Below are 15,562 nucleotides of genomic sequence, written 5' to 3'. Positions count from 1 at the left end.
TCCGGGGCCGGAACGCCGCACCGGCCCCGGAACCGGCGTCAGGCTCGCGGTCGCGCTGTCGCCCGCCGATGCCATAATCGCGCGCCATGGCGAGAAGGACACTTCGCAGGATGGCCGATCGGATGGTCGGGCTGGGCATGGTGACGGAGGAGAAGGCCGCCGCGGTGCTGGCCGGGATCGCCGAGTGGCGTGAAGATCACCTGGACGAGGATCTGGACGAGCGCGACGTGTTCGGCTGGCTGCCCGAGTTCGGCATCGCCGTCTCGGTGCACGGCGAGGACGTCGACTTCGTGGAGAGCTACTACGCGTACCTGCTCGAGAAGGAGGTGACGGCGTGCACCGGCGGTGCGGTGGTCGTCACCGACGTCGTGCTGGTGCGCGACGAGGACGACGAGGACGGCGCCGAGTACCTGCACTTCCTGCGCAACGGCGAGCCGGTCTGGTGGCACGTCGAGCACGAGTCCGACGACTACGTAGACCAGGCGGCGGTGTCAGAACAGATCAACGATCTGGACCCGGGCGGTGATGATCCGCGCGTGTTCTACGAACTGCTCCGGGAGAAGAGGGAAGCCTGCCAGGACGACGTGTACGTCCTGGCCTCGCCGGAACAGGCCGGAGCGCTTCGGGACGAGTTCGGCCTGGACTTCCACGGGCTGGACATGGACCGGACGCGGCCCGGAGAGCAGCCGACGGCGGAGCCGGGCACGGTCGAGTGGTACATGCAGGACGACCGCCGGTACATGACCGAACCGGCCAAGGTCTCCCTTGACGGCTGGCTGTCCGGCATGGTCGATGCGCTCGACGGGTGGCGTGCCCGGTTCCTGCCCGAGGACTTCCCCTTCGACTTCACCCTCGACTCCCTGGACGCGCTGCAACGGCAGGTCCTCCATCGGTTCGCCGACTGGAACGCGGTCGATTCGGCCGCCGACGACCCGTTCGTCGTGGGGGCGGTTCGCTACGTGGGCGAGACGCTGATCCGGCATGCGCCGGGTCACTGGGGCTACCACGACACGGCGGACTCGATGTACGGCCGGGTTCCGCTGATCCGGTCCAACACGCCAGGTGCCTTCCGGGCGATCGTGGTCCCGCTGCACCGGCTCAGCCGCGTCGCCGAGGATCGCCGATTCGGCATCCTTCGTGAGTCGGTCGAGGCGCTTCAGGAGGCGGCCGACGAGTACGCGACGGCGCTGCGGGCGCTCGGCTCGATCCGCCGGTCGGAGTGACCCGCGGCAAAGCAGGAGGCGGACGCCCTACCCGGCCGCGCCCCGGGTGATCTCGGCGTCGCCGGAGCCGGCACGGGCCGGCCCGGCGACGTCGCGATGCGTCGGCCCAGATGGTCGCCGCGCCGATGTTCTGGCTGAGGAGGTGGCCGCGGAGGCGGTCAGGCGTTCCGCCCGCCGAGCCAGCGGAGTAGGAGGCGGACGCCGTAGCCGGTCGCGCCGCGGGTGATCTCCGCGTCGTCGGAGCCGGCACGGGCCGGCCCGGCGACGTCGAGATGCGCCCACGCTCGCCGCCCGGTGAACTCCCGCAGGAACAGCGCCGCGACGATCGAACCCGCGCGGAAGCCGCCCCGGCCGATGTTGGCGATGTCGGCGACGTCGGAGTCGATGGCCTCGCGGTAGTCCTCGGTCAGCGGCATCCGCCACAGCGGCTCGCCGCTGTCCGCTCCCGCGCCCAGCAGCTCGGCGGCGAGGGCGTCCTGGGTCGCGTACAGCGCGCCGTGCCGCAGGCCCAGCGCGAGCTTGGCCGCGCCGGTGAGCGTGGCGATGTCCACGAGCGCGTCGGGGTCGAGCTCGGCGTCGGCGTACGCGAGGGCGTCGGCCAGGACCAGGCGGCCCTCCGCGTCGGTGTTGAGCACCTCGGAGGTGGTACCACCGTAGTGCCGGATGACGTCGCCGGGACGCATGGCGGACCCGGACGGGAGGTTCTCGGCCGCCGCGACCAGGCCGGTGACCCGGACCGGCACGCGCAGGGCCCGCAGCGCGGTCATGGTCCCGATGACGGCCGCGCCGCCCGCCATGTCGGTCTTCATGTTCTTCATGCTCTCGTTCGGCTTCAGCGACAGGCCGCCGGAGTCGAACGTGATGCCCTTGCCGACGAGCACGACGTGCCGCGCGGGGGCGTCCGGCGCGTCCGGCTCGTAGGTCAGCTCGATCAGGCGGGGCGGGCGGGCCGACCCGGCGCCGACCGCGACGATCCCGCCGAAGCCCCCGGCGCGCAGCTCCCGCTCGTCGCGGATCCGTACGGTCAGGCCGGACTCGGCGGCGAGCCGCTCGGCCTGCTCGGCCAGCCACTGCGGGGACTTCTCCCGGGACGGCGTGTTGGCCAGGTCGCGGGCGATCGCCACGGCGCCCGCCACCGTGGCGCCGCGCTCGACGGCGGCCTCGGCGTCGGTGAGCAGGGTGATCTTCTCGGCGGCCGGCTTCTTCGGCGGGCCGCCGACGCGGAAGTCGTACGAGGCCATCAGCAGTCCCTCGGCGAACGCCGCGAGACCCTCGTCGCCGGCGCCGGACGGTACGGCCACGGCGACGTGCGCGCAGCCCCGCCCGCGCCGCGCGATGGCGGCGCCCGCCCGGCGCAGCGCCGCCGGCGAGCCGTCCCCGACGCCGTACAGCAGCAGGTCGGTGATGCCGTCACCCAGCCGGAGCGGAGCACCGACGACCTCCCCGGGGCCGCCCTTCGCCTTCTCATGCGCGAGCAGGTCGGCCGCGCCGAGGGCGAACAGGCCGGTCAGCTCCTCCGCGTAGGCCGGATCGATCTCCGGACCGGCCAGCACGGGCACGGCGACGACCTCGACGGTCGACGCGATGTCCCAGATCGTGCCGTCGACGCTGTTCAGTTGGGTGTTGACCGGCAAGGCCTCTCCTGTACGGGTTCGGTACGAACAGCGAAGCCCCGGCGTTCGTCCGCCGGGGCCTTCGCGAAACCTCGATGACCAGGGTGGGACGTCGTCTTAGCCGACGACGTTCTTCAGCGCGTCCCCGAGCTCGCCTGCCTCGTCCGCCGACAGTTCGACAACGAGCCGCCCGCCGCCTTCGAGCGGGACACGCATGACGATTCCGCGCCCCTCCTTGGTAACTTCGAGCGGACCATCGCCTGTCCGCGGCTTCATCGCCGCCATGCGTGCATCCCCTTCCTGCCTAGGGCCGCGCAGGGCCGCCGGGCTTCTTTGGCCGCTGACCCGTCTGCCGCTTCAAGTCAACTAGTGGTGGTCCATTATCCCGTTTTCCGGGCGCTAAGTGGTAACGATCAGCTTCGAGATCATGCTGAGACCTGCCGAGGGGCCGTCTCCACGGCCCTCGGCGGCCCGGATCCGGGGGCCGGTGGGCCCCGATTTCCGCGACCTCCGGCGCGGCTCTTGCCCGGTGCCTCCGGCGTCGTCGATCGTTGCCTGGAGGATTCGGATGACGGAGCGCCCCGGTGCCGGGCGCAGGCAAAGGAGCCTGAACGTGGCGGAGAGCGTGCGGTACGACCTGGCGGACGGCGTTGCGACGATCGGCCTGAACCGCCCGGACGCGATGAACTCCCTGACCGCCGAGACCAAGACGGCGCTGCGGGCGGCGGTTGAGCGGGCGCGGGACGACTCGGCCGCGCGGGCGGTGATCTTGACCGGTAGCGGCCGGGCGTTCAGCGCCGGGCAGGACCTGCGCGAGCACGCCGCCAACCTGGAGGCGGGCCGGGGCCTGGACGGCACCATCCAGGACCACTACAACCCGATCGTGCTGGCGATCGCCCGAATGCCCAAGCCGGTGATCGCCGCGGTCAACGGCGTCGCGGCGGGCGCGGGGTTCTCCCTGGCCCTGGCCTGCGACTTCCGGATCGCGTCGGAGAAGGCGTCCTTCGCGACGGCGTTCACCAGGATCGGGCTGGCCCCCGACAGCGGCCTGTCGTGGACGCTGCAGCGGCTGGTGGGCCGGGCCCGGGCGACCGAGCTCCTGATGCTGGCCGAGCCCGTACGGGCGGCCGAGGCCCTCGAACTCGGCCTGGTGAACCGCGTCGTACCCGCCGACCGGCTCGACGCGGAGGCGCGGGAGCTCGCGGAACGGCTGGCCGCCGGGCCCACGGCCGCGTACGGCGCGGTGAAGACCGCCCTCGACCACGCGGCCACCGCCGACCTCGCGGACGCGCTCGCCAAGGAGGCGGAGCTCCAGGACGCCTGCGCCGCTACCGCCGACCACGCGAACGCCACCAAGGCCTTCCTCAAGAAGGAACAGCCCGTCTTCGAAGGCCGCTGACCCCGGCACGCCGCCCGGCGGACGGGAACCGCAGCCAGGCAGGAGGCGGTGTTTCCGGCGCGATGTTCCGATGCGCGCGTGCCGCGCGGCGTTTCGGCGCGTGCCGCGCGGCGTTCCGATGCGCGCGTGCGGCGCGGCGTTTCAGTGCGCCTGGGTACAGCGCGGCAGCGGCGGCCCGGCTTCCTGGCGCCGCTCTTCGATCGGCGTCGGGGTGTGTCAGGGCGATTTCCGGATCGGCCGAGTACAGGACGAGCGGTCGCATCGCCGCACGCCGGGGCCCGTGTCGTCACGGGCCCCGGTGTCCTCGGCGCGGCCGGCCGGCCCCGGACCGGTCAGCCGCGGTACAGGTCGAGTTCGGCGACCGAGGCGTACGTCTTGCTCGGGCCGTGCTCGCTCAGCACCCGGAACCGTACATAGCGGCCCTTCACCGGGGTGAACGGGACGGTGGTCTCCAGCTGGGTGTCGGGCAGCGTGCCCTTGGCCGCCGGTGCGCCCCAGTGCTGCCCGTCGGCGCTCACGTACAGCTCGTACGACGCGACGCGGCCGTTGATTCCGCCGTCCTGTCGCGGCATGTACCGGAAGGCGCCGAGACGCTGGGCCGCCCCGGTGTCGATGGTGATCTCCTGCGGGAGCTTCGCCGACCAGTCGCTGTGCCAGATCGTGTACGGGTCGTTGTCGAAGGCGTTCGCGGCGGCGCCGTTCTCGTGCACGGTCTCCTGGCTGGAGGCCGACACCAGCTTCCAGCCCTTCTGGGACAGGCCCGTCCGGTCGCCGGGGAGTCCGACCTGGTCGTACCGGTCGAGGAAGGCCTTGAAGTCGCCGTCGCGGGGCGCGCCCCACGTACGGTCGGCGAGCGCGGCGATCGGGCGGCGGGCGAAGAAGTCGAACCACTCCGGCGGGTTCTGTTCGGCCTTGTCCGACCAGCGGGAGATCTTGTAGCCGTGGATGCCGGGTGCGGCGACGAAGTCGTACTCGCCGTAGATGTGGCGGGGGTCGGCGTAGCCGTAGCCGCCGGGCGAGGTGGAGAAGCCGGGCGAGACGTACAGGTGGCCGTCCTGGGAGCCGATCACCTGGTAGCCCGCCTGCGCGCGGGCGACCGGGCTGCTCAGCCACTCGTTGACCTGGATGTCCTTGTTCGCTTCGACGCCGTGGGCCTGCTTGTAGTCCCACCACTGCCACAGCTGGGTGGTCTTGCTGTGCGCGCGGACCTGGGCGTCCAGTTCGTTGGCGAAGGCGGTGAAGACGTCGCCGGGCGCGGCGTACCCCTTGGCCTTCTGGTACGCGACGAGCTCGGGGCAGGCGTTCTTGGCCGGGTCGAGCGGGATCTCGTCGCCGCCGATGTGGAAGTACGGCCCGTCGAAGATCGGGATGATGTCGTCGAGGAGTTCGCGGATGAACGTCCGGGTGTGCTCCTTGGTGACGTCGAGGGTCCAGCCGCCGGCGTCGTGGCCCTCCCAGCCGGTGTTCGGCTTGGACAGCGAGTCGCAGGTGAAGGCCAGGCTCGGGTCGTACTTGCTGATCGCCACCGAGTGGGCGGGCAGGTCGATCTCCGGGACGATCGTCACGTGGTAGCGGCGGGCATAGTCCTGCAGGTCGCGCAGCTCACGCCGGGTGTAGTGCTCCTTGGCCGCCAGGCCCGGGAACTTCTTGCTCTCGATGCGGAAGCCGTTCCAGTCCGACAGGTGCAGGTGGAACAGGTTCAGCTTGTACCAGGCCATCCGCTGGATCTGCTGCTTGAGGTAGGAGACCGGGAAGTACTTGCGGCCGACGTCGAGCATCTGCCCGCGCTCGGGGAGGTTCGGCCAGTCGCGGGCGTCGCCCCGGAGGACGGATCCGGCCTTCAGCGCCTGCAGGATCGTACGGGTGCCGTAGAAGACGCCGGTCTCGCTGCGGGCGCGCACCGTGACCGCGTCGCCGACACGCAGGGCGTACCCCTGGTCGCCGAGCTGCGCGTCGGAGGAGCCGAGGGACAGGACGACGTCACCGGCGCGGGACCGGCCGCTCGTGACCGGTACGCGCACGCCCGACGCGGCGCGCAGCTCGGTCGCGAACCGCGTGGCGAGGGTGTGCAGCCGGGCCTGTTCGACGATGATCCGGTCGCCCTGACGCGGCCGCCAGGTCCCGGTCGCGCCGTGCCACTCGCGCAGGCCCGGCACGACGACGGGGGCCGGGTTCGCCGCGCCGCTCGACGCTCCGGCCGCCGGTACGACGGGTACGAGCGCCCCGGCGAGGATGATTCCGGTCAGTGTTCCGACGAACCGGCGCACGGCATCGCCTCCACGACGTGTGAGCCACTCACCCCCGGGAGTTGCTCTAATGTGATCGATTCCCCGGCATCGTAAGCAGCTTCGCGCAGGACTTCCAGATCACCGGCGACACGGCTGAGTCCGGCGCGCCGTCCGTACGGGTTGTGACCTGGCCGGAAAGGGGTGTCGCGGCGATCCTGGCCGGTTCCGGCATCCGGCCCGGCCGGGAGGCTGTTAGCGTCGGCTGGGTGACGCAACGTGAATGGCTGTCGGCCGAGGACTGGTACGCCTCGCTTCCGTCCGTGTACGTCGCGGCGGGCGGCCTCATCACCGACCCGGCCGGGCGGATCCTGCTCGTCAAGCCGAACTACCGTCCGTACTGGGGTTTCCCCGGCGGCGTGGTCGAGGCCGACGAGGCCCCGCACAAGGGATGCGAGCGCGAGGTGCTCGAGGAGGTCGGGCTGAGCCTCGTGGCGGGGCGCCTGCTCGTCGCCGACTGGGTCCCCACCGACGACGAGCGCCCGCGCTCGAGCGTGTACTTCATGTTCGACTGCGGCGTTTACGAGGGGGACCCGCCGATCCGGCTCCAGGAGGAGGAGCTCGACGACTACGCGTTCGTGACGGTCGAGGAGGGCGTCGGCATGCTCAACGCCGCCTTCGCCGGCCGCCTCCCCGCCGCGCTCCACGCCCTCCGGACCGGCGAGACCCAGTACCTTCCGGTGACCCGGCCCTCCGACGCGGAGATCGCGCCGTAGCCGGCTGCGTTCCGGGAGCACGTGCCGCCGCTCCGCGGATCGCCCGTGGCCGTACGGCCCGCGCTCATCGGTCGACGGTGAGCTCGAACAGCCGGTGCAGCAGGACGTGCAGCGCGGCCTGCTCGTCGTCGGTCAGTCCGTCGAGCATGTCCTGTTCGATCCCCTCTCCCGTACGGCGCAGCCCCGCGATCACGGTCCGGCCCTCCGCGGTCAGCGCGATGGCGTGACGGCGCCGGTCCGCGGGGTCCCGGGTCCGCTCGATCAGCCCTCGGCGCTCCAGGAAGTCGACCACCGAGACGGCGTTCCGCGGGTCGACGCCGATCAGCTCGGCGAGGCGCTGCTGGTGGGTGAGCTTGAGGTTGTCGAGGGTCATGAGGGCGCCGTAGTGATGCGGCGTCATCCCGTGCTCGGTGAGCATGCGCGCCCATCGCCGCCGCGACTCGGCGCCGAGCCGTGCCAGCAGGTAGCCGGTGCTGGCCCGGAGCTCGGGCTGCGGGATGGGACCGCCCTTTTCGGATTTGCCTCCTTCATCCGCCATGTCAGCGATCATACGCCTTTGCGGACATGGAGCATGATAGTCATTGTTTATGAGTAATATCCTGATGGACGGGGCCAGCCCCGGCTTCGTACGGACCGCGCTCGGCCGGGACGCGACCGGCGCGTTCGCGCTGATGCTGCGCCTGACCCGGCCCTTCCAGGCCGACCCGGAGAAGGGGGCGCGGACCTCGATCCACCTGGCGAGCTCTCCGGACGTCGCCGACGTGACGGGCGGTTACTTCGAGAACGGCAGGCCGGCCCGGCCCGGCGCCCTCGCCCAGGACCGCGCTGCCGCGGAGCGCCTGTGGACGCTGAGCGCCCGGCTCGTCGGCCTGGAGAGGCCATGAGGCGACGGACCCGCGACAAGGACGTCCCTCGGGCGTTACCGTCAGCACTGACGATCACCCGAGATCGATCACAACGGAAGAACGCGGAGCGGACGATGGCCCCACCTCCCCCGGCGCTACCCGTCGCAGGCCGACCCGCCACCGATCGGAACCTCGGTCCCGGTCTGGTGCTCATCCTCCCGGCCGCCGTACTCGCGCTCGTCTCGCTGGTCGTCCCGACCGGCCAGACCATCGTGCGCAGCTTCCAGGACTCGCGGTTCCTCCTCCAGTCCCATCGGTTCGTCGGCCTGGACAACTACGGCACGATCCTGAAGGAAGGCGACTTCTGGCGGGCGCTGGGCTTCTCGATCGGCATCTCCGTCGTGCCGATCCTCGTGGCGGTCCTGGTCGCCCCGGCGCTCGCCGCCGCCCTCGACCAGGCCGGCACCTGGCCCCGCCGGATCGGCCGCGTGCTGATGTCGCTGCCGCTCGTCGTCTTCTCCCCCGTGGCGGTCGCGGTCGCCTGGCGCATGGGCCAGGTGACCGGCAAGGGCGGCGTCGCCACGATCTTCGGCCGGATCGACAGCCCCGACAAGGCGGCGACCGTCATCCCTCTGGTCACGGCGGCGGCGCTGTTCGGCGCGGTGTGCGGCCTGGCGCTCCTCGTCTTCCTGCCCGTCCTGCGCGCCCGCGCCGAGGGCCGGCGGATCACCCCGGCGATGCTCGCGGTGGGGGCGATCGTCGCGCTGGCGGCCGTCGCGACGAGCCTGCAGGCGTTCACGTTCCCGGCCGTTCTGGGCGAGTCGCCGAAGTCGACCACGCTCGCCGGCCTCCAGTACAGCGTGGCGTTCCAGAGGGCGAACCTGGGCCTCGGGTCGGCCGTCGCCACCATCACCGGCCTGATCCTCACGGTCCTCGGGGTGGGAGCCACCCTCATCGCGATCAGGACGAGCCTGGGGATCAAGCTCACCCCGGCCCCACGGCGCGGAGCAGCCGAGCCGGGCCCGCGCCCGGACGCCGCCCGCTCGGTGATCGCGATCCTGGCCGTGGTCGTGGCCCTCATCATCACGATTCTGGGCTCGTGGCCCTGGCTGTCCGCGCTGTTCTCCAGCGGGCACGGCCCCTCCTCGGGCGCGTCCACCGGCAAGATCTACCTGAACACCTGGGTCCCGCCGCTGCTCAACGCCCTCGTCTCCGTCGGCGTGGCGTTCCTGGCGGCGCTGGGCATCGGCGGCCTGCGCCCGCTCGGCCGCCGCAGCGAACTGCTGCTCCTGCCGTTCGCGCCGTGGCTGTTCGTCGGCATCGGCCCGCTCAGCGTCTCCGGCTTCGAGAACGAGCGGAGCCTGAAACTCCTCGACAAGTTCGCGTCGCTGTTCTCGCCCATCTGGGTGAGCGTCCCGGCGCTCCTCATCCTGACGCTCTTCTGCCGACGGCACGCGGCCCGCTGGCGGGCGCAGCGCACGACCGGCGCCCCGGCCGCGCCGTCGTTCTTCGCGACGGTGGTCGTCCCGGCGCTGCCCCTGGCCGGCCTGCTCGCCGGGGCGATCACCCTGATCGGCGCGCAGGGCCTGCTCTGGCCGATCCTGGTGACCGGCGGCGCCGGCAACCGGACCGCGCCGCTCGAACTGACGAACCGCGTGAGCCAGTTCTTCACCGCCAACGCCCAGGTCGGGCTGACGACGCCCATCGTCGCGGTGGTGCTGGTGTTCATCGCACTGGCGGCGCTGCAGATCTTCTACCTGGACCGGCTCGTCATCACCACCGGCCCGGACGAGGAGGCTGTGGGCATGCCGGTGGCCGCCCAGCAGCCGGGATGGCCCGCTCCGGCCCCGGCTCTCGGCGGCCCGGGACTCCCGCCGCCCTCGGGTCCGCCGGTCTCGTACGCGCCCCCGCCCGGCTACGCCCCGCCGGTGGGTTACGGCCCTCCGTCGCCGTACGGCCCGCCCCCCGGCTACGCCTCTCAGCCTGGCTACGGCCCACCGCCCGGGTACGCCCCGCCACCGCCCCAGGCCCCGGCGTCTCCCGATGCCACATCGGCCGATCCGAAGCCCAAGCCTCCGGCCGTCCCCGAGTCCAAGCCCGACTCCATGCCCGAACCGAAGTCCGACGACAGCGACGACGAGGCGTCTTCCGGTCCAAAGGAGGAAGATCCTCGCCCCGAGGATGCATCCGACGACCCTCCGCGCGGCGAAAGCGACTGATGCGCGTCCGGAAACGCCTGCACCGGATTCGCCGGCTCGAAGGTCTCACGAACATCGAGCTCTACAGGTCGCCCTGACGCTCGTCTCCGGTGTCGAAGAACCGATCGAGGTATTCCTCTTAACGTTTTCACCTCTGCCGGGGCCGGTCGGCCGACGTCGGCGGCCCCGAGGCGGCGAGCCGCTGCCGTCTGTCCGGCGTGGTCGGCGACCGAGCGATGGGTGACCGGGAGGACGGCTCGCCGGCGCGGCGAAACCCCTGGTCCGGGTGGCACCCGTCGGTCGGCCGGGTTTGACCGGGCGTCGGTCGAGCAATCACCATGACGGCGTGAGCCAACCGTCTCCTGAGCGGGCCCCATCCCGTAAGCGCCGGGACGCGGCACCGAGTATCAGGGACGTCGCGGCGGCGGCCGGCGTCTCCTATCAGACGGTGTCTCGGGTCCTCAACGACTCGCCGAGAGTGCGGGCGGAGACCAGGCATCAGGTGATGGACGCGATCGAGCGGCTGGGTTTTCGGCCGAACCGCGCGGCCCGCGCGCTGGGGCTGGGGCGCGCCCGCGCCGTCACGGTCGTCACCTCGAACACGACGCTCTACGGCTACGCCGCCACGCTTCAGGGTATCGAGGAGGCCGCCCGCGAGGAGGGGCTCGCCGTCGGCGTTCAGGTGATCGAGTCTGCCCGCTCCGGCGACATCCAGCAGGCCGTCGACCACGTCAGCGATCCGAGCGTGGGCGGCGTGGTGGTGATCGCCTTCGATGCCGCGGGGATGGAACTGCTGCGCCGGCTCCCCGGCGACGTCCCGGCGGTCGCGGCGATCGAGCCGGGTGCTCTCGCCGAGGCCGGGCGGACGACGATCTGCCTGGATGAGCAGCAGGCGTCCGCCGACGCGACCCGGCACCTGCTGTCGCTGGGGCACCGTACGGTGCACCATGTGGCGATCCCGTCCGAGGCCGGGACGCGGGGGCGAGAGGCGGGGTGGCGGCGCGCCCTGACGGAGGCGGGGGCTCCGGTTCCGGAGATCGTGGCCGCCGGGTGGGACGCCCGATCGGCGTACGAGGCAGGGTGTGCGCTGGCCGCCGATGACGCGGTGACGGCGATCCTGTGCGGCAACGACGACACCGCGATGGCCGTACGTCGCGCCTTGTACGACGCGGGCCGGGACGTTCCCGGGGACGTCAGCCTCGTCGGGTTCGACGACGTTCCCGGTTCGGCGTACTGGATTCCGGCCCTGACCACCATTCGAATGGACTTCGCGGGTTGGGGGCGTGCCTGCCTCGCCGCCCTGGCGGCCGAACTCGACGGCCGGCCGCGCCCGGAGATCTCGCTGACCGCCCCGAGCCTGGTCGTCCGGGAGTCGACCGCCCCACCTCGGGCGACACGCTAGAAATCCACTTGTAACAAGACGGTAACGGGACCTTCCCTTCGCAAATGTGACCGGTCACACTCGTCCGCATGTGACCGGTCACACTCCGGGCGATCGAGAAGGACTTCTTCGATCGGCCGGTGACCGGCCCTGATGACCTGGACAAAGAACGACGACACGGCCGACCGGCGTCACTGTGGCGGGCACACCACCGAGCGCCGATGGCACCCGAGATCGCGATCCGAGCGGCCGGGCGCCCGGTCTTCCCGGCGACCCCGCGAAGACAGGCCCCGACCCCTTGTCCTCCCGCCGGTGACCAAGAAGGAGCAGCAGTTGAGCGCGTTCGACGACGAAACGAGCATCACGTGGGGGCACTCGGCGTTGTCCCTCGTCGTGGACGTCACCCCGGGACGGCCGGTGAGCGTGCGCACGATGACGCCCGGCCGCACCGGCCCTCCCCCGGGTCGTACGGCTCAGCCGCTGGTGGAGATCCTCACCGCCGGTACGGGACGAGACGCCATATCGCAGCGGTTCTCCGAGACCACGATCGGCCGCCGCCTGGAATTCGTCGGCAGTGAACGGTCCCGGGACGGCCGCTGGCACCTGCTGCGCATCGAGTTGCGCGACGGGCCGACGGGCCTGCGGGTCGAGGTGATGCTCCGGTCGACCGACGGCGTGAGCGCGGTGCGGAGTCAGGTCCGGGTGACCAACCACGGCGACCGGCCGCTCCTCCTGCTGGGCGTGTCGTCCTTCTCCGCCGGTTTCCTCGGCCATCCGGTCGATCGCCTGGACCTCGTACGGGGTTCCAGTGAGTGGATCGGCGAGGGCAGATGGAGCCGCCGTCCCTTCCGGGAGAGCGCGGTCGACCTCAATCTCCCCTTCCACGGGCAGAACGGTCGCGGGCGGTTCGCGGCCATCAGCACCGGCACCTGGTCGACCGGCCGGGACCTGCCGACCGGCGGCCTGATCGACAGGGAGGGCGGAGACGCCTGGCTGTGGCAGGTCGAGCACAACGGCGCGTGGCGCTGGGAGACCGGTGAACGTCTCGACGGCGCGTACGTTGCGTTGCTCGGCCCGACCGATCTCGACCACCAGTGGCAGCACGACCTCGAGCCCGGCGGTTCCTTCACCACCGTTCCGGTGTCGGTCGCCGTCTCCGGCGACGGTCTGCACGGTGCGGCCGCAGCGCTGACGGCCCACCGGCGCGCCATCGTACGGCCGCACCCCGACCGCGACGCCCTCCCGATCGTGTTCAACGACTACATGAACACCCTGATGGGCGACCCGACCACCGCGAAGCTGCTGCCGTTGATCGACGCGGCGGCCGGCGTCGGCGCGGAGGTGTTCTGCATCGACGCCGGCTGGTACGGGGACGGCGCGTGGTGGGACAGCGTCGGCGCGTGGGAGCCGTCCCAGGCGCGGTTCCCCCGGGGGATCGAAGAGGTCCTCGCCCACATCCGGCGGCGGGGGATGGTGCCCGGGCTGTGGCTCGAACCCGAGGTGATCGGGGTTCGCAGCCCGATCGCCGACAAGCTGCCCGACGAGGCGTTCCTGCAGCGTGGCGGCGTACGGGTGGTCGAGCACGGCCGCTACCACCTGGACCTGCGGCACCCTCGCGCCGTCGCCCACCTGGACGAGACGATCAACCGGCTGGTCGAGCAGCTCGGCGTCGGCTACTTCAAGCTCGACTACAACATCGACCCCGGCGTCGGCACCGACCGGGACGCCGACAGTGCCGGAGCGGGCCTGCTGGCCCACAACCGCGCCCACCTGGCCTGGCTGGACGGTGTCCTGGACCGGCATCCCGGGCTCATCCTGGAGAACTGCGCGTCCGGGGCGATGCGCATGGACTACGCCATGTTGTCGCGGATGCAGCTCCAGTCCACCAGTGACCAGCAGGACTTCCTGCGCTACCCGCCGATCGCCGCCGCGGCGCCGATGTCGCTGCTGCCGGAGCAGTCCGGCAACTGGGCGTATCCGCAGCCGGACATGAGCGACGAGCAGATCGCCTTCACGTTGTGCACCGGCCTCCTCGGCCGCCTCTACCTGTCGGGCCGCCTCGACCGGATGACGGACCGGCAACTGGACTCCGTGCGGGACGCCGTCACCGTCCACCGCGACATCCGGGCCGACCTGGCGGCGTCCACGCCGCTGTGGCCGCTGGGCCTGCCCGGCTGGTCGGATCCATGGCTCAGCCTGGCGCTGCGCTCCGGCGACACGACGTACGTCACCGTCTGGTACCGGGGCGGGACCGCCGACGGCACGGTGCTGTCCCTGCCGCACCTGGCGGGCGCCGACGTGGAGATCGACACGCTCTTCCCCCGCCGTCTCCCGGCCTTCGGTCATCACTTCGAGTCCAAGACCGGGCGGTTGTCCATCTCGGCGCCCGACACCGAAACGGTCGCCGCACGCCTCCTCCGCATCCGCTCTACCAGCAAGAACGCCCTCTGAACCGCTAGATTGACCGCTCTGCCACAGCAGGGCGGGGCTCACCCCCTCGCGAAAAGGATCTGCGATGAAGAGAAGGACCCTCCTCGGTGTGGCGGCGACGCTCGCGCTGAGCCTGGCCGCCACCGCCTGCAGCGACCCCGGCGCCGGCTCCTCGACCGGTACCGCCGCGGCGACCTGGACGAACCCCTCGGCCAAGCTCGCCGGCGTCAACCTGACGATCTGGGCCGCCCAGAACAGCAACACCGTGCCCAAGCAGGTCATCGACGCCTTCCACACCGCGACGGGCGCGACCGTCAAGGTCGTCACCATCCCCGACCCGTACGAGCAGGGCGTGCAGACGAAGGTCGCCACCGGCGACAAGCCGGACCTGGCGTTCTGGCAGCCGACCGCGTCCATGCTGACGGCGATCAACGCGAAGGCCAATCTTCAACCGCTCACCGGCGCGCCCTGGCTGTCGAAGCTCTCCCCCGCCCTCAAGGACATGACCGGGCTCCTCGACAACACCCGCTACGCCGCGCTGATCACCAGCCCGGCGGTCGAGGGCGTCTACTACAACAAGGAGGTCTTCGCCGCCAACGGGATCACCCAGACGCCGAAGAACTTCGACGAGATGATCGCCGCGGCCCGCAGTCTCAAGGCCAAGGGCGTCACCCCGTTCTACGAGATGGGCGGCGACAAGTGGGCCACCCAGTGGTGGGTCCAGGTCCAGCTCGCCGACGCCGCGAAGAGCGGGCTCTGGGACCAGATCAACACGAAGAAGCAGACGTTCTCCGGCCCGACCGTGCTGGGAGCGATCAAGAAGTACAAGTCGCTGATCGACGAGGGGCTGTTCAACTCCGACATCAAGACCGCGAAGTTCGAGGACCAGGGCAAGGCGCTGCTCGGCGGCAAGGCCGCCATGGTCATGCAGGTGAACTCCTTCTTCGGTGAGCTGCAGGCGAGCGCGGACACCGCCACGCTCGACAAGAAGATCGGGTTCTTCCCGATCTCACCGTCCGGGAACGTCGGCACGTACATCCCGGACCAGTCCAACGCCCTGGTCGCGTTCAAGACCGGCGACGCCAAGCGTGAGTCGGCCGCCCGGCAGCTGCTGTCCTTCTGGATGGGCCCGGACTACAAGAACTTCACGACCGCCCAGAACACCGTGTCGCTGGAGCCCTCGGTGCCGAATCCGGCGGGCGTGCCGCAGGCCCTGCTGGCCGTGAACGGCTCCCTGCCCACCTCGGTCGGCTCGATGCAGGCCCTCGCCGTCGCCAACCCCGACCTCTATCTCAACCTCGCCGACATGATCGCCGGAAAGATGTCGCCGGAGAAGGTGGCCTCGACCACCCAGGCCCAGTTCGCGCAGCTCGCCAAGGCCGCCGGAGCCCCCGGCTTCTGATCACTGATCTCTCGGAGCCGACGGTGCCGGAGCCGCCTCCGGCACCCCTCCCTCCGTGAAGGAGTCCGAC

The 15,562-nt window shown here is 71.4% G+C and carries 12 protein-coding genes; 8 read left to right on the top strand and 4 right to left on the bottom strand.

What is annotated here, in order from left to right:
• Nucleotides 1–110 precede the first annotated feature (110 nt).
• Nucleotides 111–1,223 carry a hypothetical protein gene (locus tag ABEA24_RS30425; protein ID WP_345434606.1) on the top strand — a complete coding sequence of 371 codons (1,113 nt, stop codon included), beginning with the start codon at nt 111–113 and terminating at the stop codon, nt 1,221–1,223.
• Nucleotides 1,224–1,381: 158 nt separating this feature from the next.
• On the opposite strand, the gene ABEA24_RS30420 is transcribed toward ABEA24_RS30425, so the two are convergent.
• Nucleotides 1,382–2,857 (bottom strand): leucyl aminopeptidase, encoded by a 1,476-nt coding sequence (locus tag ABEA24_RS30420; protein WP_345434605.1) that lies wholly within the window; start codon nt 2,855–2,857, stop codon nt 1,382–1,384.
• Nucleotides 2,858–2,953: 96 nt separating this feature from the next.
• Nucleotides 2,954–3,121, bottom strand: a complete 168-nt coding sequence (locus ABEA24_RS30415; RefSeq protein ID WP_345434604.1) for a DUF3117 domain-containing protein — start codon at nt 3,119–3,121, stop codon at nt 2,954–2,956.
• 283 nt (nt 3,122–3,404) lie between these two features.
• On the opposite strand from ABEA24_RS30415, the gene ABEA24_RS30410 reads away from it, so the two are divergent.
• A complete protein-coding gene (locus ABEA24_RS30410; protein WP_345434603.1) occupies nt 3,405–4,235 on the top strand; it encodes an enoyl-CoA hydratase-related protein in 831 nt (276 codons plus the stop codon).
• 332 nt (nt 4,236–4,567) lie between these two features.
• Here the strand turns inward: ABEA24_RS30410 and ABEA24_RS30405 are convergent, their stop codons facing one another.
• The gene (locus tag ABEA24_RS30405) at nt 4,568–6,502 is read right to left on the bottom strand and encodes a family 20 glycosylhydrolase (protein ID WP_345434601.1); all 1,935 of its coding nucleotides are present in this window, start codon (nt 6,500–6,502) and stop codon (nt 4,568–4,570) included.
• Between the two features lie 227 nt (nt 6,503–6,729).
• On the opposite strand from ABEA24_RS30405, the gene ABEA24_RS30400 reads away from it, so the two are divergent.
• Nucleotides 6,730–7,236 carry an NUDIX domain-containing protein gene (locus ABEA24_RS30400; protein WP_345434600.1) on the top strand — a complete coding sequence of 169 codons (507 nt, stop codon included), beginning with the start codon at nt 6,730–6,732 and terminating at the stop codon, nt 7,234–7,236.
• 64 nt (nt 7,237–7,300) lie between these two features.
• Here ABEA24_RS30400 and ABEA24_RS30395 read toward each other — a convergent pair whose 3' ends face one another.
• Nucleotides 7,301–7,774, bottom strand: coding sequence for a MarR family winged helix-turn-helix transcriptional regulator (locus tag ABEA24_RS30395; RefSeq protein WP_345434599.1), 474 nt, complete (start codon nt 7,772–7,774; stop codon nt 7,301–7,303).
• Between the two features lie 49 nt (nt 7,775–7,823).
• On the opposite strand from ABEA24_RS30395, the gene ABEA24_RS30390 reads away from it, so the two are divergent.
• The 5 genes from ABEA24_RS30390 (at nt 7,824) to ABEA24_RS30370 (ending at nt 15,492) form a co-directional block, all read left to right on the top strand.
• On the top strand, nt 7,824–8,120 hold the full coding sequence (locus ABEA24_RS30390) for a Rossmann-fold NAD(P)-binding domain-containing protein (RefSeq protein ID WP_345434598.1): 297 nt from the start codon (nt 7,824–7,826) through the stop codon (nt 8,118–8,120).
• A gap of 95 nt (nt 8,121–8,215) precedes the next feature.
• Complete coding sequence (locus ABEA24_RS30385; protein ID WP_345434597.1) at nt 8,216–10,300, top strand: sugar ABC transporter permease; 2,085 nt, start codon at nt 8,216–8,218, stop codon at nt 10,298–10,300.
• Between the two features lie 325 nt (nt 10,301–10,625).
• Complete coding sequence (locus ABEA24_RS30380; protein WP_345434596.1) at nt 10,626–11,681, top strand: LacI family DNA-binding transcriptional regulator; 1,056 nt, start codon at nt 10,626–10,628, stop codon at nt 11,679–11,681.
• Between the two features lie 291 nt (nt 11,682–11,972).
• Nucleotides 11,973–14,111, top strand: a complete 2,139-nt coding sequence (locus tag ABEA24_RS30375; RefSeq protein ID WP_345434595.1) for a glycoside hydrolase family 36 protein — start codon at nt 11,973–11,975, stop codon at nt 14,109–14,111.
• A 64-nt stretch (nt 14,112–14,175) separates the two neighbouring features.
• A complete protein-coding gene (locus ABEA24_RS30370; protein WP_345434594.1) occupies nt 14,176–15,492 on the top strand; it encodes an ABC transporter substrate-binding protein in 1,317 nt (438 codons plus the stop codon).
• Nucleotides 15,493–15,562: the final 70 nt, after the last annotated feature.

The organism is Actinoallomurus vinaceus (assembly GCF_039542055.1).
In the GTDB taxonomy this organism is placed as follows: Bacteria; Actinomycetota; Actinomycetes; order Streptosporangiales; family Streptosporangiaceae; genus Actinoallomurus; species Actinoallomurus vinaceus.
This window is presented reverse-complemented; position numbering and strand designations above follow the sequence as displayed.